The sequence below is a fragment of the Eubacterium aggregans genome (genome assembly GCF_900107815.1).
In the GTDB taxonomy this organism is placed as follows: Bacteria; Bacillota; Clostridia; order Eubacteriales; family Eubacteriaceae; genus Eubacterium_O; species Eubacterium_O aggregans.
This window is the reverse complement of record NZ_FNRK01000001.1, coordinates 157,249-175,093: the sequence shown is the minus strand read 5'-3', so window position 1 is coordinate 175,093 and position 17,845 is coordinate 157,249. Positions and strand designations below refer to the sequence as shown.

At 49.8% G+C, this 17,845-nt stretch carries 14 protein-coding genes and 1 other annotated feature; all 14 genes read left to right on the top strand.

All coding sequences use genetic code 11. From position 1 onward, the window contains the following. The first annotated feature begins 10 nt into the window (after positions 1–10). The 14 genes from BLW33_RS00865 to BLW33_RS00800 all read left to right on the top strand — a co-directional run bounded on the left by BLW33_RS00865 (position 11) and on the right by BLW33_RS00800 (position 17,802). Positions 11–979: a YybS family protein gene (locus BLW33_RS00865; protein WP_090304207.1), complete on the top strand. Its 969-nt coding sequence runs from the start codon at positions 11–13 to the stop codon at positions 977–979. Continuing rightward, positions 976–2,940 carry a DHH family phosphoesterase gene (locus BLW33_RS00860; protein ID WP_090304206.1) on the top strand — a complete coding sequence of 655 codons (1,965 nt, stop codon included), beginning with the start codon at positions 976–978 and terminating at the stop codon, positions 2,938–2,940. The genes BLW33_RS00865 and BLW33_RS00860 overlap by 4 nt, the downstream gene beginning before the upstream one ends. Position 2,941: 1 nt before the next feature. Further along, on the top strand, positions 2,942–3,388 hold the full coding sequence (rplI, locus tag BLW33_RS00855; RefSeq protein WP_090304204.1) for a 50S ribosomal protein L9: 447 nt from the start codon (positions 2,942–2,944) through the stop codon (positions 3,386–3,388). A gap of 104 nt (positions 3,389–3,492) precedes the next feature. Continuing rightward, on the top strand, positions 3,493–4,845 hold the full coding sequence (dnaB, locus tag BLW33_RS00850) for a replicative DNA helicase (RefSeq protein WP_090244775.1): 1,353 nt from the start codon (positions 3,493–3,495) through the stop codon (positions 4,843–4,845). A 26-nt stretch (positions 4,846–4,871) separates the two neighbouring features. Continuing rightward, positions 4,872–6,260, top strand: coding sequence for an NAD(P)/FAD-dependent oxidoreductase (locus BLW33_RS00845; RefSeq protein ID WP_090304203.1), 1,389 nt, complete (start codon positions 4,872–4,874; stop codon positions 6,258–6,260). Then, positions 6,253–7,095, top strand: a complete 843-nt coding sequence (rsmI, locus tag BLW33_RS00840; RefSeq protein WP_207647789.1) for a 16S rRNA (cytidine(1402)-2'-O)-methyltransferase — start codon at positions 6,253–6,255, stop codon at positions 7,093–7,095. The genes BLW33_RS00845 and rsmI overlap by 8 nt, the downstream gene beginning before the upstream one ends. Before the next feature lie 173 nt (positions 7,096–7,268). Next, the gene (locus BLW33_RS00835; protein WP_090304201.1) at positions 7,269–8,111 is read left to right on the top strand and encodes an RNA polymerase sigma factor; all 843 of its coding nucleotides are present in this window, start codon (positions 7,269–7,271) and stop codon (positions 8,109–8,111) included. A 17-nt stretch (positions 8,112–8,128) separates the two neighbouring features. After that, positions 8,129–8,809 carry a DUF2461 domain-containing protein gene (locus BLW33_RS00830; protein WP_090304200.1) on the top strand — a complete coding sequence of 227 codons (681 nt, stop codon included), beginning with the start codon at positions 8,129–8,131 and terminating at the stop codon, positions 8,807–8,809. A gap of 46 nt (positions 8,810–8,855) precedes the next feature. Next, positions 8,856–9,075: a binding site (T-box leader), on the top strand. Between the two features lie 208 nt (positions 9,076–9,283). Then, positions 9,284–11,233 carry a methionine--tRNA ligase gene (gene metG / locus BLW33_RS00825; protein WP_090304198.1) on the top strand — a complete coding sequence of 650 codons (1,950 nt, stop codon included), beginning with the start codon at positions 9,284–9,286 and terminating at the stop codon, positions 11,231–11,233. After that, a complete protein-coding gene (locus tag BLW33_RS00820; RefSeq protein ID WP_090304196.1) occupies positions 11,233–13,326 on the top strand; it encodes a sulfatase-like hydrolase/transferase in 2,094 nt (697 codons plus the stop codon). Before metG ends, BLW33_RS00820 begins: the two co-directional genes overlap by 1 nt. Beyond that, positions 13,326–14,594, top strand: a complete 1,269-nt coding sequence (locus BLW33_RS00815; protein ID WP_090304195.1) for an O-acetylhomoserine aminocarboxypropyltransferase/cysteine synthase family protein — start codon at positions 13,326–13,328, stop codon at positions 14,592–14,594. Before BLW33_RS00820 ends, BLW33_RS00815 begins: the two co-directional genes overlap by 1 nt. Positions 14,595–14,833: 239 nt before the next feature. Then, positions 14,834–15,784 (top strand): sugar-binding transcriptional regulator, encoded by a 951-nt coding sequence (locus BLW33_RS00810; protein ID WP_090304193.1) that lies wholly within the window; start codon positions 14,834–14,836, stop codon positions 15,782–15,784. Positions 15,785–15,802: 18 nt separating this feature from the next. After that, positions 15,803–16,990, top strand: a complete 1,188-nt coding sequence (locus tag BLW33_RS00805; RefSeq protein WP_090304192.1) for a sn-glycerol-1-phosphate dehydrogenase — start codon at positions 15,803–15,805, stop codon at positions 16,988–16,990. A 17-nt stretch (positions 16,991–17,007) separates the two neighbouring features. Continuing rightward, on the top strand, positions 17,008–17,802 hold the full coding sequence (locus tag BLW33_RS00800) for an HAD-IIA family hydrolase (protein WP_341456137.1): 795 nt from the start codon (positions 17,008–17,010) through the stop codon (positions 17,800–17,802). Positions 17,803–17,845: the final 43 nt, after the last annotated feature.

The following is a 17,845-nucleotide window of genomic DNA, read 5'->3' as shown; positions in this document are numbered from 1 at the left end:
AGGAATTCGATTGAAACCTAAGGCATTGACCGAAGGGGCGCTATTATGCGGACTTTCCGTTATCTTGGCATTATTGTGTTACTATGTGCCCTTTATGATTATTTTCTATATTTTTATACCGGCACCCATTGTAGTGCTCTGCCGGCGCCAGGGATTTGGTGTTTCCATCATCTCCAGCGCTGCAGCGACTCTGATTCTGTTCTTTTTGGTGGATGTCCTATCGGCGGCAACCTTTGGGATGTATCTTATTTTAGTGGGGTGCGGATTAGGCTACGCTTATTTTAAGGAAAAAAGCGGCTTTATCAAAATGATGGCGGCTTACCTTTGTGTGCTGATTACCCTGTTGGGGATGCTGGCCATTGCCCAGTTAGTTACGGGACAGAATTTTATTGAAATGTTGAGTACGGAGCTTACCGCGGTGGGGACCCAGGTGATGGATACCTATCGGAGCATTGGGCTGTTATCCGGGGATCAGTTGTCTCAAATGCAAACATTACTAGACCAGATGCTGACATCCATCAAGATGACCATACCCCTAGCCTTTTTAATGATGCCTTTTTTCATTGCATGGGCCAACGTTGTGGTGTGTGATACCCTGCTGAAGCGGTTAAAGGTTCCGGTTACAGCCATGCCCTCCCTTAGTCAATGGCGGGTACCCCGGTCTTTAAAAACCTTCCTTCTCATCATCATTGTGTTTTTGTTAGTTGTTGAGATTGGGGGATTGACTATGATTCCCGAGATTTATACCTATACCCTGATGCAAATTGTGTATTATGTGTACATTCTCATGGGGATAGGATTTCTGTTTTGGCTGGTCAACCGTAAAAGGAAAAAGGAAAGTATGGGGCTAAAGGTTCTCATTGTTGCCATCTGCCTGTTGGTGCCCTTTACAAGTTATATCATCTCCATGCTGGGAGTTGCAGACATTTATATGAATGTCCGTCAATTAATTGAAATGAAGGATGGGATGAAAAAATGAAACATTTCGTTTTTAAAAACGGGGTATTATATGCCCTTGTCATCGTCATGAGTTTGACCTTTATGATGTATAATCAAGCCCTGGGTATTTTGGGGTTTTTGCTATGCCTGGTATCCTTTTTTGTGGATCAAACCCTGGTAAAGGAGGAATCCCGCCGGATTCAACGGGAAATTGCTCTCATTAATCAGGAGGTAGAGGATATTAATCGGGATAAGCTTTATGAGCTTCCGATGCCCATGGCCCTGACCAATACCTACGGGATGATCTTAATGGCCAATAAATGTTTCGAGGATTGCTTTAAAAAAGGGGAGGAACGGATTAAAGGGCGGTATATCCACGATGTTGTGGGGATTAATATTGCAGACCTTAAGGAAGGCAAGCCCTACAACTTTAGTCGGGAAGATCAAAGCTTTGCCGTTATTGACACTCAATTCAAGGAAAAGGCACGGCCCCTGCACCTCCTGCACTTTGTGGATATGGGCTTTAAAAAAGAACTGGAAGGGGCCAAGGGCCCCAATGAAACCACCTTTTGCTATATCCTTATCGATAACTACGATGAAATTATCGAACAGCTTCCGGCCACGGAGCGTTCTGCGGTTCTTAGCCGAATCGCCATTTCACTTACGGATTGGGCCAATCGATTGGATGCCTTTTTGCTGGAGTATGAAAGTGATCATTATGTCATGGTATTTGATCGGGATAAGCTTCCAGCCATGGAGGAGGATCGGTTTAAAATCTTAGATGAAATTCGCGAGATGGACGAGAGTATCCGGGTTACCCTGAGTATGGGGATTGGCGTATCGGAGCAGCATCTTTCCGTGATGGAGCTGGACGCTTTATCCCACGGGGCCTTAGACTTTGCCCTGGCCCGGGGGGGGGACCAATGTGTGGTCCGAAATGATGAAAAACTTTCCTTCTACGGAGGGAAAACCGAAGCGACGGAAAAACGGACCAAGGTGAAGGCCCGGGTGAAGGCTCATGCCCTCCAGGATTTAATCCATAATGCGGCTAATGTACTGATTATGGGCCATCAGACCCCGGATATGGATTGCTTAGGGGCAGCCGTGGGCCTCATGGGAGCCTGCCGAAGTCTTCATAAGGATTGTCGGTTTGTGCTAAAGGAAATGAACTACAGCATCAGTGCTTTACTGGACTATTTAAGTACGGATGAGCAGTTTAGCCATGCCTTTATTACGCCGTCGGAATCCTCGGAGTATATCACCGAGGGGACCTTGCTCATTGTTGTCGATACTCAAAGTACTGGTTATGTAGAGATGCCGGAGTTGATAGAGAGTATGAAAAATATCGTCGTTATCGACCATCATCGCCGCTCGGGTCAGGGGATTGGTGAGACGGTTTTCGATTATATCGAAACCTATGCCTCGTCAACCTGTGAGCTGGTAACGGAGCTATTACAATACTTTGATAATAAGGATAATTTGGGGAAGGTGGAAGCCAATACTCTCCTGGCCGGTATGTGCATGGATACCAAGATGTTTACTGTAAAGACCGGGGTACGGACCTTTGAAGCGGCCGCATACCTAAAGCGTAAGGGGGCGGATACGGTCATTGCCAAAACCCTGCTTCAAAATGATTTAGAAACCTACGCCGCTAAATCCGATGCTGTGCGTCGGGCCCGAATTTACGAGGGAACCATTGCCATATCCGCCTTTGAAGATCATTCAGCCAATGCGAAAATCGTTGCCGCCCAGGCGGCCGATGAGTTGTTAAATATTCGGGGGATTATGGCCTCCTTTATTATTTTAAAAAGTGACGACCAAATCCTCATTAGTGGAAGATCCATGGGAGATGTCAATGTTCAGCTCATTCTGGAAAAGCTGGGGGGCGGCGGCCATTTGGCCATTGCCGGTGCTCAGCTCAAGGATGTGGAAGATTTAAAGGTGGCTGAAGAGATGCTCATTGAGGCCATCGATCAGTATAAAAAAGAAAGGGAATCATAAGATGAAAGTTGTATTAATTGAAAATGTAAAAGGTTTGGGGAATGCTGGAGATATTGTTGAGGTGAAGGATGGCTACGGCCGGAATTTCATTATTAAAAATAAAAAGGGCTTACCCGGAACCAAGGAAAATATTGAGATGGCATTGGAAAAGCAGGCTGAACGTGCTAAGGTCCTGGCAGAGGAAAAACAAGCAGCGGTGGAATTGGCAGCCAAACTGTCCAAGACGACCATTACCATTGCGGAACGGTCTGGGGAGGATGGTCAGCTCTTTGGTTCTGTTACGTCCAAGGATATTGCCCAGGCTTTAAAGGATCAGGAAGGGATCGATATTGATAAACGTAAAATCACCCTGGCTGAACCTATCCGCCATATTGGGAAGATGGATGTCAAGGTAAAGACCTATGCTGGCGTTGAAGGTGAGCTAACGGTAGCGGTTGTCGCTGAATAGGCTGTTGGGTCAGATGACCAGTCATTGACACGCCTGTTATCCCACCGGATTATTCCGGGAGCGGGTGTGTCAATGGAAGCGTTCAATTTAAAAAGGGGAGTACGATGATTAATCCCAATAAACCGCCCCATAACCTTGACGCTGAGGCCTCCGTCCTCGGGGCCATACTAATGGATGAGAGCCGGTTGTCCAAGGCGGAGGAACACCTCCATGGGGAGGATTTTTTTTCCAAAAAAAACCAATTAATTTTTGAGAACATGTTGGCCCTCCGGGAAAACCACATGGCCATTGATGTGGTGACCCTGGCAGAGCGCCTCCAAAATCAGGGGGTGTTCAATGAGATTGGGGGGTACGCTTATCTGTCAGAGCTGGTGGATCGGGTCCCCATGCTCAGCAATTATGAGGGGTACTGTAAAATCGTCCAGGACCAGGCCCTGCTGCGCCGTTTGGTGGATACCACCATGGAGATTTTGGACGGCTGTTACGGGGAGTACGAACGCGTATCCGACGTGGTGGAGCTGGCGGAACAAAAGATCTTTAAGGTCGGCCAGGGCCATGTCAAGGGGGATTTTGAGGATGCCAAGAGCGTCGTCATGGCGACCCTGAACCATATTGAAGAAATCCGAAAAAATAGAGGGAAGCTCACGGGCCTGCCCACGGGCTTTACGGAGCTGGATTATTACACCTCGGGGCTTCAGCCCTCGGACTTGATTTACATTGCGGCCCGTCCCTCCATGGGAAAGACGGCCTTTGCTCTGAATCTGGCCCAGCACGCTGCTCTGAAAGAAAATGCGGTGGTGGCCATTTTTAGCCTGGAAATGTCCAAAACCCAGCTCATGCAGCGTATGATTTGCTCCCAGGGAATGATTGATTTGAGCAAGCTGCGCAGCGGGGATTTATCCGAAGAGGACTGGCAGCTTTTGGGGGATGCCTCCGCCCGCCTGTACGGCACAGAGATTAAAATAGACGATAGTGCCGGCCTGACCCTGGGGGATATCCGTTCCAAGAGCCGGCGCCTCAAGGCCGAGCAGGGACTGGATATGATTCTCATTGACTACCTTCAGCTGATGAGCAGCCGGGGACGGTCTGAAAACCGTCAGAATGAGATTTCAGAAATCTCCCGCGGACTTAAGGCCCTGGCCCGGGAGCTCCATTGCCCCATCGTCTGCCTGTCCCAACTTAGCCGTGCCCCGGACGGTAGACCGGATCACCACCCCATGCTGGCGGACCTTCGTGAATCTGGCTCCATCGAGCAGGATGCGGATGTGGTCATGTTCCTCTATCGGGAGTATTATTACGATAAGGAAAATGCCAATCCCAACATGGCGGAATGTATTGTGGCGAAACAGCGTAATGGCCCCACGGGGAAAATTGATTTGACCTGGCGTCCGGAATTTACGAAATTTATGGATTTTGCGGATGATTCCCGCTATCCTGATCCTGGACCAGGTTTTTAAAACCGAAAGAAGTAAGAGAGAGTATTATGGAATATCATGTCATTATTGTGGGGGCCGGGCCCTCGGGGATTTTTGCAGCCTTGGAGCTTAAAAAGCAGAATCCGGATTTAAAGATCCTCATGTTGGAAAAGGGAAACCCCATTGAAAAACGCATTTGTCCCAAGCGTAAAACGGGCCGTTGTGTCGGCTGTACACCCTGTAATATTACTACAGGTTTTGCCGGGGCCGGGGCCTTTTCCGATGGAAAGCTATCCTTATCCCCGGAGGTAGGGGGAGATCTGCCGGAATACATCGGCACGGACATCACCCAGGACCTCATCCATTATGTGGATGCCACCTATTTAAGCTATGGTGCAGACCAGCGCGTTTACGGGGTGGATGTCCCGGAGAAAATCGGACAGATTCGTAAAAAAGCCATTGAGAATAATCTAAAGCTGGTGGAATGCCCGGTGCGCCATATGGGTACTGAGGTAGGCTACGCCATTTATGGAAAGATCCAGCAGGATCTCATGGACAAGTATAAGGTGGACATCCGCTTTCGAACACCCGTCACCGATTTAATCATCGAGGATGGGGTGGTCACCGGGGTTAAAACCCAATCCGGGGATTTCTACAGCTCCAAGGTACTGATGTGTGTGGGGCGGGAGGGCTCAGCCTGGCTGTCCACCCTTTGTCAGGACCATGGCATCCGCACCACCGTGGGGAAGGTGGACATCGGGGTTCGGGTAGAGACCCGGAACGAAGTCATGGAGGAAATCAACAATTGTTTGTACGAGGGGAAGCTGAAGTACTATACCCCCACCTTTGACGATGCCGTCCGAACCTTCTGTTCCAACCCCGGGGGTGTGGTGGCCGCCGAATACTACGACGATGGCCTGGCCGTGGTCAATGGCCATAGCTACAAGGCAGATGCCCTTAAAACGGATAATACCAATTTTGCCCTGCTGGTTTCCAAGGGCTTTACCCAACCCTTTAATTCACCCATCACCTACGGAAAGCACATCGCCGAGCTGGCCAATATGCTCACCGGCAATAAAATTTTAGTCCAGCGCTACGGTGATTTTGTCCGGGGCCGCCGGACCACCGCAGAGCGTCTGGACCGCAGTAATATCATCCCAACCCTAAAGGATGCGGTTCCCGGGGATCTAGGCCTGGTGCTGCCCTACCGGATTTTAAAGGATATTGATGAGATGATCATCGCCCTGGATAAGGTTTCCCCGGGGCTGGCCAGTGAAGAGACCCTCCTCTATGGGGTGGAGGTGAAGTTCTATTCCAACCGCGTTGAGGTGGATGAGGATTTCCAAACCAACCTGAAAAACCTGTACGTCATGGGGGACGGCGCAGGGATTACCCGAGGGCTAATGCAGGCTTCGGTCAATGGGGTCTACGTGGCCCGGAGAATTACCAATGGATGAGATGGGTACCCTCTATCTTGTGGGGACCCCCATTGGGAATTTAGAGGATATCACCCTCCGGGCCATCCGCATCCTGGGGGAGGTGGACCTTATTGCGGCGGAGGATACCCGCCAGTCCATTAAGCTCCTCAACCATTTGGATATCCACACCAAGATGATGGCCTATCACAAGCACAATGAGCATGAAGCCAGCGCCAAGCTCCGGGCGCTTCTTCGGGAAGGTCAGAATATCGCCCTGATCTCCGATGCGGGGATGCCCGTAATTTCCGATCCGGGCTATCAGCTGGTGGCGGACTGCCGCCAGGAGGATATCCCCGTTACCGTGGTCCCCGGGCCCAATGCCGGGCTCTGCGGGGTGGTGCTTTCAGGTATGGACTGTCGCCACTTCACCTTTATGGGCTTTATCGGGAAGCAGAACAAGGAGCTCCGGGAGGGCATTGCCGCCATTGCGGAGGCCACTTGTCCGGTGGTTCTTTACGAATCCCCCCACCGCCTGGGGAAGTTTCTGACCCAATTGGCGGCGGTTATCCCCGAAAGACGGATGGCTATTTCCCGGGAAATTACCAAGCGCTATGAAGAAACCAAACGGGGCACTGTGGCAGAGCTGCGGGATTGGGCCCTGGAAGCTAGCCCCAAGGGCGAATTCGTCCTGATTATTGATGGTGGCGACGGCAGGGATGCCCCCCAGACCGATGCCCTTTCCGAGGGGAGCTTAGATGCTCATTTAACCCATTATCGGGATCAGGGAATGACCGAAAAAGAAGCCATGAAGCAAGTGGCTGTGGACCGCGGTATTTCCCGGCGGGATGTGTATGCTGCGGTGAAGGTAAAATAAAAAGGGATGAATCATATTAAAACGACCAGAATGCTGAGTGACACGCTAAGCGGAGGACAGCCCATGGTCGTTTTTTTAATATAAAAGAATAAAAGATGTCACAAAGTATCAAAATCTTTGTCTAATTATATAGAAGGTAAAAATTTTTAAGATCAAAGGGAGAAAGATTTAAAATGGATTATGAGAATGAAAAGATGTTAATTGGAAATGCGGCATTGGGTGATAAAAAGGCCTTAGAGACCATTCTCTATGAGGTGCAGGACATGGTCTTTAATTTATCCCTGCGGATGCTAGGGCACATCCCCGATGCCGAGGATGCTGCACAGGAAATTTTGATCAAGGTAATGACACGGATATCCTCCTTTAAGCAGGAGAGTAGTCTGTCCACCTGGGTATTTCGTATTGCGGTAAACCGTTTAAAAAACTATCAAAAGGGATTATTTGCCAATCGTCCCCTCAGCTTTGAGACCTATGGTGAGGATATTGCCTCGGGACGGGAGCGGGATGTGCCGGATATGAGCGGAGGAGTAGACCAGGCCTTGTTAGAACGGGAATTAAAGCTGTCCTGTTCCAATGTTATGCTCCAATGCCTGGACAAAGAAAGCCGAGCTATCTATATTCTGGGGACGATGTTTCGCCTGGATAGTCGCATTGCCGCAGAAATTATGGAAATCACCCCAGAGGCCTACCGAAAGCGGCTTTCCCGTATCCGTCAAAAAATGGGAGACTTTTTAAAGGCGTATTGCGGGCTATCAGGAACGGGAATCTGTTCCTGTAAACGGCGGATTCATTATGCTATTTTAACCCACCGCATCCATCCCGATCATCTTGACTTTGGGGCCATGGAGGTGTGTGCCTACAAGGATATTGTCGCCTACACCGATGCCATGGAGCAGCTGGATGATTTATCCCAAATCTTTGCCGATTTTCCGGCCTATCACGCTTCGGAGCAGGCGACAGCTTGGATTCAAAAGCTGATGGCAGGGAAGGATTTCTCTGTGGTCATGCAGGGATAAGGTGGGGAATAGAAAGAATGGAGATGAAGTTAGTTTTAGATTATCTCAGAGATTTAGCAGCACATAATAATAGGGAGTGGTATCAGGGGACCAGGAAAAGACGTATGGAGGCCTGTCAGGCCTTTGAAGCCTTGATTTCGGAATTGATGGTAGTCCTTCGAAAAACCCATGGGAATATCCCATCCATCGAGCCTAAAAAGCTGACTTTTAAGATGGTGCGGGACATACGCTTTAGTCATGACAAGTTACCCTATAATCCAGTGTTTCGGGCCCATATCGGTCCCATGGGTAAGCAGCCTATCCCCGTTGGCTATTTTCTGATGATCTCTCCGGAGAACCAATCCTTCCTTGGGGGTGGCCTTTTTTCGGATATATTTAAGGATGCTACGGCAATGGTACGGGATGCTATTTCCAGTCAGGGCAGGGAGTGGGAAGAAATCATCATGGCCCCGGATTTTAAAACACATTTCACAGTGATGGGAAAGGCACTGAAACGGGTACCCCTGGGCTACGATAAAGACCACCCCCAAGGGGAGTATTTAAAAAACAAAAGCTGGTATCTGGAATATCCAGTGCCCGATACCCAGATTTTAAAGGGGGATTTTATTGAGATGGCTACGGATATTTTTGTGAAAATGCGGGATTTCAATGACTTTCTCAATCGGGCATTGGAGGGCTTTGAAATGCCGACATGTTAAAAATAAACTTGCATTTTATGCACAATCCGGTATAATAAAACCATATGTAAAAGTGATGATGGGAAGAGTAGGTACGACAGAACCCTAAAGAGAGCCGTGGTTGGTGGAATGCGGCGGTGGATGTCGGGCTGAAGATGGTCCCTGAGCAGTGTGGGTGAGGTACGGCTAAGCCCATGCCGTTGGCGGCGTTAACGCATGAGAGGAAGGGAAGCATTGACTGGCATCCCTTCGAATTAAGGTGGTACCACGAGATCTTCGTCCTTTTGGATTGAAGGTCTCTTCTTTTTCGCGTTAGCTAACAGAAGTACGGATTTTAAGATGGATAGTCCAGTTAAAAGCTTGTTTTTATAAAGGATTATTCAGTTTAAAAGACGCACGGCGCAGCCGTGAACGAGTGCAGCGAAGCGGAACGAGTTACTTCTGTCACAACCAACCAATAAAACAACATTCTTTAATTAATCAATAGGAGGAACGATGAAAGAACAAAAAACATTTTATGTGACCACGCCGATTTACTATCCCAGCGGGGATTTACATATCGGTCATACCTATACCACGGTGGCGGCGGATACCATCACCCGGTTTAAAAAGCAGCTGGGCTACGATGCCTATATGCTCACAGGCACTGATGAGCATGGTCAGAAGATCCAGGATAAGGCCGAAGAAGCTGGCATCACCCCCCAGGCCTATGTGGATGATGTCGTGGGGCGGATTAAGGAGCTGTGGACGCTGATGAACATCGACTACGATCAATTCATTCGTACGACAGACCCTGAGCATGAAAAGACCATCCAAAGGATTTTCAAGCAACTGTACGATCAGGGGGATATTTATAAGGGCAAGTACGAGGGCTGGTATTGTACCCCCTGCGAGTCCTTCTGGACAGAGAGCCAACTGGTGGATGGCAACTGCCCGGACTGTGGCCGTCCGGTTCAGAAGGCCTCTGAGGAAGCCTACTTCTTTAAAATGAGCAAGTATGCGGATCGGCTGTTAGAGTACATTGAAAGCCATCCCGACTTTATCCAGCCGGAATCCCGGAAAAATGAAATGATCAATAATTTCATCAAGCCCGGCCTCCAGGATCTGTGCGTCTCCCGGACCTCCTTCTTCTGGGGAGTACCCGTCACCTTTGACCCGGGCCATGTGGTGTATGTTTGGATTGATGCCCTACCCAACTATATCTCCGCCCTGGGCTATTTAAATGATAAGCCCCAGCTCATGGAAAAATATTGGCCGGCGGATGTCCATTTGGTGGGGAAGGATATTATCCGCTTCCATACCATTTACTGGCCCATCATTCTTATGGCCCTGGATCTGCCCCTGCCGCACCAGGTCTATGGCCACGGCTGGATTCTCCTTAAGGGAGGGAAGATGTCCAAATCCGTGGGGAATGTAGTGGACCCCGTGGAGTTAGCTAAAAAATACGGTGTGGATGCCCTGCGCTACCACGTCCTCCGGGAAATGACCTATGGTTCCGATGGGATTTATAATGAAGACCTCCTGGTAAGCCATATCAATTCCGATTTGGCCAATGATCTGGGGAATTTACTCTCCCGGACCGTGGCCATGACTGTCAAATATTTCGGGGGGACCCTTCCGGAAGAACGGCAGTCCGGGGAATACGACGGGGAGCTCATCGCCCTGGCAGAAGCCACCCCTGGAGAGGTTGAGGCCCTCATGGACAAGCTGGACTTCAGCAAGGCCCTGGAGGCCATCTGGAAGCTGGTTTCCCGGACCAATAAATATATCGATGAAACCCAGCCCTGGGTGCTGTGCAAGGACGAAGCCACCAAGGCCCGCTTGGCCGCAGTGATGTATAACCTTACTGAATCCCTTCGGATTATCACGGTTTTAATCTCTGCCTTCATGCCCGATACCGGTGCCCGGATGGCCGAGGAATTAAAGATACCAGAGTCCGCCTTAACCTGGGAGAGCATCAAGGACTTTGGGGGCTATCCTTCGGGGATGACCGTGGAACGCTGTGAACCCCTCTTCCCACGGATTGAGGTGGAGAAGGCAAAGCCAGCCCCAGAAAAGAAACAGCAGCAAAAGAAGCCGGCTGCCCCAAAAGCCGATGATGCCAATGCCGAAGGCACAGGCCTCATTACCATCGATGATTTTGCAAAGGTGGAAATGCGGGTTGCCGAGGTGCTGGCCTGTGAAAAGCATCCTGATGCGGATAAGCTGCTGGTTTTCCAGTTGGATTTTGGGAATGAAAAACGTCAGATTATTTCGGGAATCGCCAAATACTACGAGCCGGAAGCCCTGGTTGGGAAAAAAGTCATTGCCTGTACGAATTTGAAGCCGGTGATGCTTAGAGGACTGGAATCCAACGGGATGATCCTTTCTGCGGTCAAGGGAAAGAAACTGACGTTATTGACCATCGAAGACCCTGACTTTAAAGTAGGAGCAACGGTCGGTTGATGCGACGGGAACGGCGGCCACGGCCCCGTCATTGGAAAACACGGCCGACAGCCATGACAATTTGGGCAGCCCGCCACAGGCAGCCGGACCTTCGGCAGCCCTTTAATCTGGAGCTGCACACCAGCTGGGCACGGGTGTTTTTGGCCTTTGTCACAGGGGTGACCCTGCTTAGCCTTTTTGGACAGTGGACGACGATTTTTGATATCAATCCGGCATTCCATCCCTTTTGCTATTTTGCCATTGCCATCATCACCGTAGGGTTATTCGTTGAGGTAGACACCCGGGGGACGATGAAGGTACTTTGGAATCTTGGGGTGGTTTGGCTTTGCGGTATTTTTATCTGGATGATGGACCAGGCCCTTTTTAATGGGATTATTACTGCAGGGGTTGGGCAAGATGCCCTGTCCATTGCCATCGCCATCTTCACCATTGCGGTTATTTTTGCAGCTTCCGGGCGTTTGCAGCTATCCATTATTCTTGCCAGTGTCCTCTGGTATCTTTTAGGGGCAGCTAATTTCCTGGTCTATACATTCCGGGGGGACCCGCTATTCTTTGGGGACCTGCTGGCCCTTCGGACAGCTTTAGATGTATCCGATGGCTACCGCATTGAGTTCACTGGAAACTTTGTGGCGGGAACCCTTATGCTAGGGGCTTTGATGGTGCTGGCCCTTTGGACCCAGAGGGATTTGTCCGGCTTGGGGGTCCGAAGAAAAAGAATCCTCCAGGGCTCTGTTTTAACGGCCTGTGTTGTGGCTGTGGCCTGCTTTATGGGGGGGAATACAGAAGCTTATTACTACTCCTGGGATGCCCAGAGCAATGATTATCTCTATAGCTTCGGGGTCAATATTAAAATGCTGAATATCAAAAGGCCCGAGGGATATGACAAGAAGACGGTAGAAAGCATCACCCAGGGTGCCAAGGCCGAAGCGGAAGGAATAAATCAGAGGGCAACCGGGAAAAAGCCCACGGTTATCGCCGTCATGAACGAAAGCTTTAGCGATTTAAAGGCCGTGGCTGATTTTAAAACAGATGTGGATTATATGCCCTTCTATCACAGCTTACAGGAAAATACCATTAAGGGTAATCTCTATGTGGATGTTCTGGGGGGTGGAACCTGTGACAGTGAGTATACCTTCCTCAGCGGCAATACCACGGCCTTTGTGCCCGATAATGCCAGGCCTTATCAGCTATATGTTAAGGAGAACACACCGACGCTGGTCAGTACCCTTAATGACCAGGGTTATACCAGCCATGCCATCCATCCAGGGGCCCCCAACGCCTGGAACCGGGATAGCGTATATCCGGATTTTGGGTTTACCGATTTTTACACAGGGGACGATTTTTATTTAAATGAAAATGAGAGCTTCACCCGAAGCCTGATTAGTGATCAGGCCACCTATGACCAGGTTGTCCGCTTATATGAAAACAGGGGAACCGAAACGCCCTTTATTTTTGATGTGACCATTGCAAACCATGGCGGCTACGAAGTGATGACCGAGGATTTGGAGCCGGTGCATTTGATGAATATGAAGGGCAGTTACCCCATGGCAGAGGTTTACCTTTCCCTGATTAAAAAGGCGGATGCGGAGATCCAGAATCTGGTGACCTACTTTAGTAACCAATCTGAGCCGGTGGTCCTTGTTTTCTTTGGGGATCATCAGCCCACCATCGAGCCGGCGTTTTATGAGGAAATCATGGGAAAACCCATGTCGGAGTGGACCGAAGAAGAGCTTCAGAAACGTTTTGTGACCCCCTTCTTTATCTGGGCGAACTACGATATTCCAGAGGCTGAGGTGGGGGATCTAAGTGTCAATTATTTATCCAGCCTGTTACTGAGGACCGCAGGTTTGAAGGAGACCGCCTACAATGCCTACTCCTTGGATATGGCGAAGACCCTTCCAGTAATCTCTAAAAAAGGTGTGAAGGATACCCAGGGAAATTACTACGCCCTGGGGGATGCGGAAAAACAGCTTGACGCCCTGGGGGATTATCATATGGTAATGTATAACAACCTCTTCGATGCCAAACATCGCTGTCAGGATGTATTCCATCTGGATCAGGGAATGACTGATTTAAGTGAGGAGAAAAAATAATGAAAATAGAAACCCAATGTCTTCATGAAGGTTATTCACCGGGGAATAGTGAACCCCGGGTGATGCCCATTGTACAAAGCACCACCTATGTGTATGATTCCACGGATGATGTAGCCGCTGTCTTTGATGACCCCACCAAGGGCCTGATCTATTCCCGCTTTGCCAATCCCACCACTGATGTGGTGGAGAAAAAGATTGCCGCCCTGGAGGGTGGGGTAGCTGCCATGGCCACCTCTAGCGGTCAGGCCGCCACCCTATGTGCCATCCTGAACCTGTGCTCTGCCGGAGACAGCTTTATTGCCAGCACCTCTATCTACGGGGGAACTTTGAATCTCTTTGCCATCACCCTTAAAAAGTTGGGGATTGAGTGTATCTTTGTGGAAGCCGACGCCGAGGAAGAGACCATCCAGAAGGCCTTTAAGGCCAATACCAAGGCGGTTTTTGGGGAGACCATCGCCAATCCAGCCTTGACGGTGCTGGATATTGAAAAATTTGCCAGGATTGCCCATCAAAATGGGGTTCCGCTCATTATCGACAATACCTTTGCCACCCCGGTTCTTTGCCGGCCCTTTGAGTGGGGGGCGGATATCGTCATTCATTCCACCAGTAAGTATATGGATGGCCATGCCGTACAGGTTGGGGGGATTATCGTCGATGGCGGTTCCTTCGATTATACAAATGGGAAATTCCCGGATTTTACCGAGCCGGATGAAAGCTACCACGGCATCGTCTATACCCGGGATTACCCCGACTGTCCCTATATCATAAAGGCACGGATGCAGCTTATGCGGGACTTTGGCTGCTATCCAGCGGCCCATTCCTCCTTCCTCCTGAATCTGGGGTTAGAAACCCTGGCGGTGCGGATGAAGCAATATTGTGAAAATGCCCTTGGGGTGGCGGCGTTCCTTTCGGCTTCCGATTGGGTAGAAAGTGTGGCTTACCCTGGGCTTTCCGGGGATGCCTATCACGATTTGGCCAAAAAATATCTGCCCCTGGGAACCTCCGGGGTCATCTCCTTCACCATCAAGGGGGGACGGGATACCGCTGTCCGTTTTATGGACAGCCTGTCCTTAGCCTCCAATGAGGTCCATGTGGCGGATATAAGAACCTGTATCCTCCATCCGGCATCCGCTACCCATAGGCAGCTAAATGATGAGCAGCTGGCAGCCGCGGGGATTGATGGCGGCATGATTCGCCTGTCCGTCGGACTGGAAAATGTGGACGACATCATTGCGGACTTGGAAAAGGGATTTACCGCATTATCGTAAATTTACATTCAAGGGATTGAAAACAAATCAAACGAAACAGTACTATTTTTAATTAATTAAAAATAGTACTGTTTTTTTTATGAAATATACGGGCATTTAGGGAAATTTTGACAAAAAGTATTGAATTATGTAAAAGAACGACAAAGAATGAGTTGACTTTTTTCCTGGACATTCTATAATTAAATGTATAAGAAATAGATTTCTAACCTGAAAAGAAGTGAATGAGATGGGAGGCACATATGAAAAAAGTCGTTGATGACGAACGGTTAATGGTAAAAATCTGTGATATGTACTATAACCAGGATATGAATCAGAAGGCCATTTCCCAACAGCTTGGCTTGTCCCGGCCGACGGTCTCCCGAATCATCAGTAATGGGAAGGAACGGGGCATTGTAAAAATCATTATTAAAAATCTTGAAGGAACAGACTACGTGGATTTGGAACGCACGATTGAGAATATCTACGGCCTTCGAGAAGTCATCATTGTCGATGCTAAAAAAGATCCCTTGGACCAGCGGGAGGAAGTTGGCCGTGTGGCGGCCGGCTATCTGGAACGTATTATTAAGGACAACAATGTGGTGGGGATTTCCATGGGAAATACCCTGAACCGGGTGGTGGACCATGTGGAAAATACTGGAGCTAAGAATGTATGCTTCGTCCCCTTAATCGGGGGAATGGGGCATCTCAAGATGGAGCTTCACTCCAATTCCCTGGTGGAGGCCATGGCCCACACCTATAATGGTGAGTTCATTCCCATGCATGCCCCAGCCCGGGTATCCAATCGGATGATTCGGGACGAGCTGATGAAGGAGGGGAGCATCGCCAAGGTAGTTAAGATGTGCGATGCCCTGGATGTGGCCTTAGTGGGGATTGGTTATCCCAACCAAACTTCTGCCATTATGGCAACTGGCTACTATGACCGAGAGGAAATGGAACGGATGAAGGCCCGCCACGTGGCCGGGGATATCTGTATGCAGTTTTATGATGCCTCAGGGAACACGGCGCCCTTTAAGCCGGATAATAATGTGGTTGGAATTGAAATAAAAAAACTCCGGAAGGTTCCCCATTCCATTGGGGTGGCCTGTGGGGTGGATAAGGTTTCCGCTATTAAAGGTGCCATCAACGGGCGCTATATTAATACATTGGTTACAGACGCAGAATGTGCCGCAAAGCTGGCAGAAAATAATTAAGAAAGAAGCGTGAAGAGAATGAATGAGATTTTGAATTTGGCCCTGAATGATATGGCTAAAACTGAATTTGACTGCTCCTGTGGAAGACACCATAATTTTTCCATCCAGGACATTGCCATCGGCAAGGGAGCACTTACCGAGCTACCCCGGGTGGCAGCACCCTTTAAAGAAGGAAAAGTCCTTCTGATTTACGATAACCACACCTACGAAGCCGCTGGTAAACGGGCATTGGCCCTGCTCCAGGAGGCTGGTTTTAAGAATATTAAAGAGCTTCTCTTTGATACTGGAGACGATGTCCTCATCCCCGACGAAAAGACCCTGGGCCGGATTTTAATGGAACAGGATCTGGACTGTGATGTGATGATCGCCGTGGGCAGCGGTGTGCTGAACGATTCAACCAAGTTTGTTTCCTCCCGCACCCATGTGCCCTATATCATCTGCTGCACCGCCCCCTCCATGGATGGGTACGTGGCCGATGGAGCACCCATCATCAAAGCAGGGGTTAAGCTCTCACCCCTGGCCACCCTGGCCTATGGTGTCGTGGGGGATACGGACATTATGAAAGACGCCCCTATGGATCTGATCCACGCCGGCTTTGGCGATGTGGTGGGTAAAATCACCGCCTTAGCCGACTGGGATCTGTCTGTGAAGATCAATGACGAATACCGCTGCGACACCTGCGTGGAGCTGGTTCGCCGCGCCCTGGATAAATGCTTCAGTAAATCCACAGAATTAAAGGAACGTAACGAAGAAGCCATTCTCTACCTCATCGAAGCCTTAACCCTAACCGGTGTGGCCATGGGTCTGGTAAACATCTCCCGTCCTGCCTCCGGTGCAGAGCATATGCTCTCCCACTACTGGGAAATGGACTTCATCGCCCGGGGACTGACCCCCAACCACCATGGCACCCAGGTGGGGGTGGCTACCCCCATCATTGCCGAGTTCTTTGAAGAACTGGCAGATATCCTGCCTGAAGGCACCGGGGAAATGTGCCCCCCCAGAACAGAAATTGAAGAGCTCCTGCGCAGCGCTGGCTGCCCGGTATCACCCGTAGAGCTCAATATTAATCGGGAGCTGTTCTACAATAGCTTAATTAATGGCTACAAGGTTCGTCCACGGTTCTCCATTATGGAATTTGCCAAGAATAATGGCCGCCTGGAAGCCATTGCCCAGAAAATTACAAACCGTATTTACGGGGAAGCCTAGAGGAGGGACCGAGTTTTATGATGTTAGAGAAGAACACAGCACTTAAGGATGTCAAACTTTTTGTACTGGATATGGACGGCACCGTCTATTTAGGGGATAATCTTATTGACGGGGCCCTGGATTTCATCCACAAGGTGGTGGAATCCGGCCGGGATTATATCTTCTTCACCAACAATGCCTCCAAGGTGCCCGCCATCTATGTGGAAAAACTGGCGCGCATGGGCCTGACGGTGGACGAGAGCAAGGTGGTCACCGCCGGGGATGTGTGCGCAGAGTACATCAAGGAATTTTATCCCAATGCACGGGTCTATTTAAATGGGACCCCGCTCCTCACCGACAACTGGCAGACCAAGGGCATCAACCTGGTGGCGGACGACCCCGAGGTGGCCGTCCAGAGCTTCGATACCACGTTGACCTACGATAAGTTAGATAAAATCTGCCGCTATGTGAGAAACGGTGTGCCCTTTATCGCCACCCATATGGATACCAATTGCCCCACCGAGGACGGCTTCATGCCGGACTGCGGTGCCATGTGCAAGCTCATTGAGGAGTCTACCGGTGTGGCTCCCCGGTTCCTGGGCAAGCCCTGGAAGGAAACCGTGGATATGGTCATGGAAATTACTGGCTATGCCCGGGAGGCCATGGCCTTCGTGGGGGACCGCCTCTATACGGATGTGGCCACCGGGGTAAACAATGGCGCCAAGGGATTCCTGGTCCTCACCGGGGAAGCAGATATGCAGACCGTGGCCGAGTCCGATGTGGAACCCACCTGTATTTACGAATCCCTCAAAGAAATGGCGTTGTATCTATAGTTGAAAAAGTGCTGAAACGTAAGGGAGGGACAACCATTATAAT